At 54.9% G+C, this 417-nt stretch carries 1 protein-coding gene; it reads right to left on the reverse strand.

The features are described from left to right. A partial coding sequence (locus VC182_RS11500; RefSeq protein ID WP_323485376.1) for a hypothetical protein occupies positions 1-376 on the reverse strand: 376 nt, incomplete at its 3' end. Between the last annotated feature and the right edge of the window lie 41 nt (positions 377-417).

The following is a 417-nucleotide window of genomic DNA, read 5'->3' on the forward strand; positions in this document are numbered from 1 at the left end:
AGATATTCTTCCAGCGCTTGAGGGTGTTCTTCTTGAACTTTTCTGATGTGCCGTGCTCGTGATTCTCAAAGTAGACGTCGGTCGCCTGAGACAGGAGGATCGGCATGGGCTTGCTAAGCAGCAGCTGTGCGAGCTGGTCGACCTTGGTCATGGTTCCCGCCTGCCTCTTATCGCGCAGGTAATCCTCAATGTAGTCTAGGTGCGGGTATTCATACATTCCCTCCGGCACCCTAGCTGGCGTGTTTGCCGCGCCCGGTAGTACGCCATGACTGGCAAGTAATGCGACGGCTTGCTCTTGAATTTGGGATGGCGTACCGCCCTGGCCGCTCTTGAGCGCCTTAAAGTGCTGGTCGTAGTGATGCGCCAGTCGATTCATCTCCAAAAGCATTTGCGAGTGAATAGATGGCAGCTTGTGGC

The sequence above is a fragment of the Polynucleobacter sp. AP-Nickl1-40-C4 genome (assembly GCF_035012665.1).
Lineage (GTDB): Bacteria > Pseudomonadota > Gammaproteobacteria > Burkholderiales > Burkholderiaceae > Polynucleobacter.